The sequence below is a fragment of the Micromonospora sp. RTGN7 genome, assembly GCF_033804645.1.
Classification (GTDB): Bacteria; Actinomycetota; Actinomycetes; order Mycobacteriales; family Micromonosporaceae; genus Micromonospora.
On record NZ_JAPZLF010000044.1, the window covers coordinates 2501 to 5393 of the forward strand.

General features: G+C 56.6%; 2 rRNA genes (1 of these 2 only partly in view). Both read left to right on the forward strand.

Features of this window, described 5'->3' with window-relative positions:
- Nucleotides 1-2693 (forward strand): 23S ribosomal RNA (locus SNR22_RS29060); it begins 415 nt to the left of the window's first position.
- 74 nt (nt 2694-2767) lie between these two features.
- Nucleotides 2768-2884, forward strand: a 5S ribosomal RNA gene (gene rrf / locus SNR22_RS29065).
- The last annotated feature ends 9 nt before the right edge of the window (nt 2885-2893 follow it).

Below are 2893 nucleotides of genomic sequence, written 5' to 3' on the forward strand. Positions count from 1 at the left end.
AGTCCGGTAGGTGAAAGTTGCTGACCTTCTGTGGGTGTTCCCGAGTAGCGGCGGACCCCTGAAATCTGCCGTGAATCTGCCAGGACCACCTGGTAAGCCTAAATACTTCCTGGTGACCGATAGCGGACAAGTACCGTGAGGGAATGGTGAAAAGTACCCCGGGAGGGGAGTGAAATAGTACCTGAAACCGTTCGCCTACAATCCGTCGGAGCCTTGCGGGGTGACGGCGTGCCTTTTGAAGAATGAGCCTGCGAGTTAGTGGCATGTGGCGAGGTTAACCCGTGTGGGGGAGCCGTAGCGAAAGCGAGTCTGAATAGGGCGTTCAGTCGCGTGTCCTAGACCCGAAGCGGAGTGATCTAGCCATGGGCAGGCTGAAGCGCGGGTAAGACCGCGTGGAGGGCCGAACCCACCAATGTTGAAAAATTGGGGGATGACCTGTGGTTAGGGGTGAAAGGCCAATCAAACTCCGTGATAGCTGGTTCTCCCCGAAATGCATTTAGGTGCAGCGTCGCGTGTTTCTTGCCGGAGGTAGAGCACTGGATGATCTAGGGGGCCCACAAGCTTACCGAAATCAGCCAAACTCCGAATGCCGGTAAGTGAGAGCGCGGCAGTGAGACTGCGGGGGATAAGCTTCGTAGTCGAGAGGGAAACAGCCCAGATCACCAGCTAAGGCCCCTAAGCGTGTGCTAAGTGGAAAAGGATGTGGGGTCGCTTAGACAACCAGGAGGTTGGCTTAGAAGCAGCCATCCTTTAAAGAGTGCGTAATAGCTCACTGGTCAAGTGGTTCCGCGCCGACAATGTAGCGGGGCTCAAGCACACCGCCGAAGCTGTGGCATTCACATTTTAACCTCGCTTGGACTTGATTCCTTGTGCAGGTGTGTGGATGGGTAGGGGAGCGTCGTGCCGCGGGTGAAGCAGCGGGGTGACCCAGTTGTGGACGCGGCACGAGTGAGAATGCAGGCATGAGTAGCGAAAGAAGGGTGAGAAACCCTTCCGCCGGATGACCAAGGGTTCCAGGGCCAGGCTAATCCGCCCTGGGTGAGTCGGGACCTAAGGCGAGGCCGAGAGGCGTAGTCGATGGACAACGGGTTGATATTCCCGTACCCGCGAAAGAACGCCCATGATGAACTTCGTTGTGCTAACCGCCCGAACTGTCTGATGCCTTCGGGTTGATGGTGGGGAGCGTGGGAACCTGGCGGGTAGTAGTCAAGCGATGGGGTGACGCAGGAAGGTAGCTGAGCCCGGCCGGTGGTTGTGCCGGGGTAAGCGTGTAGGCCGTACCGTAGGCAAATCCGCGGTGCATTAAGGCTGAGACGTGATGCCGAGCCGATTCAGGTGAAGTCAGTGATCCTATGCTGCCGAGAAAAGCCTCTAGCGAGTTCTTAGCGGCCCGTACCCCAAACCGACACAGGTGGTCAGGTAGAGAATACCGAGGCGATCGGGCGAACTGTGGTTAAGGAACTCGGCAAATTGCCCCCGTAACTTAGGGAGAAGGGGGGCCGGAGACGTGAAGCCCCTTGCGGGTGGAGCGTTGTATGGCCGCAGAGAGCAGGGGGAAGCGACTGTTTACTAAAAACACAGGTCCATGCGAAGAAGTAATTCGATGTATATGGACTGACGCCTGCCCGGTGCTGGAACGTTAAGGGGACCTGTTAGCTCTTCGGGGCGAGGCGGAGAACTTAAGCGCCAGTAAACGGCGGTGGTAACTATAACCATCCTAAGGTAGCGAAATTCCTTGTCGGGTAAGTTCCGACCTGCACGAATGGCGTAACGACTTCCCCACTGTCTCAACCACAGGCCCGGCGAAATTGCATTACGAGTAAAGATGCTCGTTACGCGCGGCAGGACGGAAAGACCCCGGGACCTTTACTATAGCTTGACATTGGTATCCGAATTAGTTTGTGTAGGATAGGTGGGAGCCGGTGAAGTCCATACGCCAGTATGGGTGGAGGCAATCTTGAAATACCACTCTGGTTGATTTGGGTATCTAACTTCGGGCCGTTATCCGGTTCAGGGACAGTGTCTGGTGGGTAGTTTAACTGGGGCGGTTGCCTCCTAAAAGGTAACGGAGGCGCCCAAAGGTTCCCTCAGCCTGGTTGGCAATCAGGTGTTGAGTGCAAGTACACAAGGGAGCTTGACTGTGAGACTGACAGGTCGAGCAGGGACGAAAGTCGGGACTAGTGATCCGGCACTTGCGAGTGGAAGCGGTGTCGCTCAACGGATAAAAGGTACCCCGGGGATAACAGGCTGATCTTCCCCAAGAGTCCATATCGACGGGATGGTTTGGCACCTCGATGTCGGCTCGTCGCATCCTGGGGCTGTAGCAGGTCCCAAGGGTTGGGCTGTTCGCCCATTAAAGCGGTACGCGAGCTGGGTTTAGAACGTCGTGAGACAGTTCGGTCCCTATCCGCCGTGCGCGTAGGATACTTGAGAAGGGCTGTCCCTAGTACGAGAGGACCGGGACGGACGAACCTCTGGTGTGCCAGTTGTCCTGCCAAGGGCACGGCTGGTTAGCTACGTTCGGAAGGGATAACCGCTGAAAGCATCTAAGCGGGAAGCCTGCTTCAAGATGAGGTATCCCACCCACTTTGTGGGGTAAGGCCCCCAGCTAGACGACTGGGTTGATAGGCCGGAAATGTAAGCTCGGTAACGAGTTGAGTTGACCGGTACTAATAGGCCGAGGACTTGACTACGAAGCTGCTACGCGTCCACTGTGCAACTCCCGACAAACGAACACGACGACTCGTGTTTGATATGTCGATAGAGTTACGGCGGTCATGGCGGAGGGGAAACGCCCGGTCACATTCCGAACCCGGAAGCTAAGCCCTCCAGCGCCGATGGTACTGCACTCGTGAGGGTGTGGGAGAGTAGGACACCGCCGGACAATCTTTCC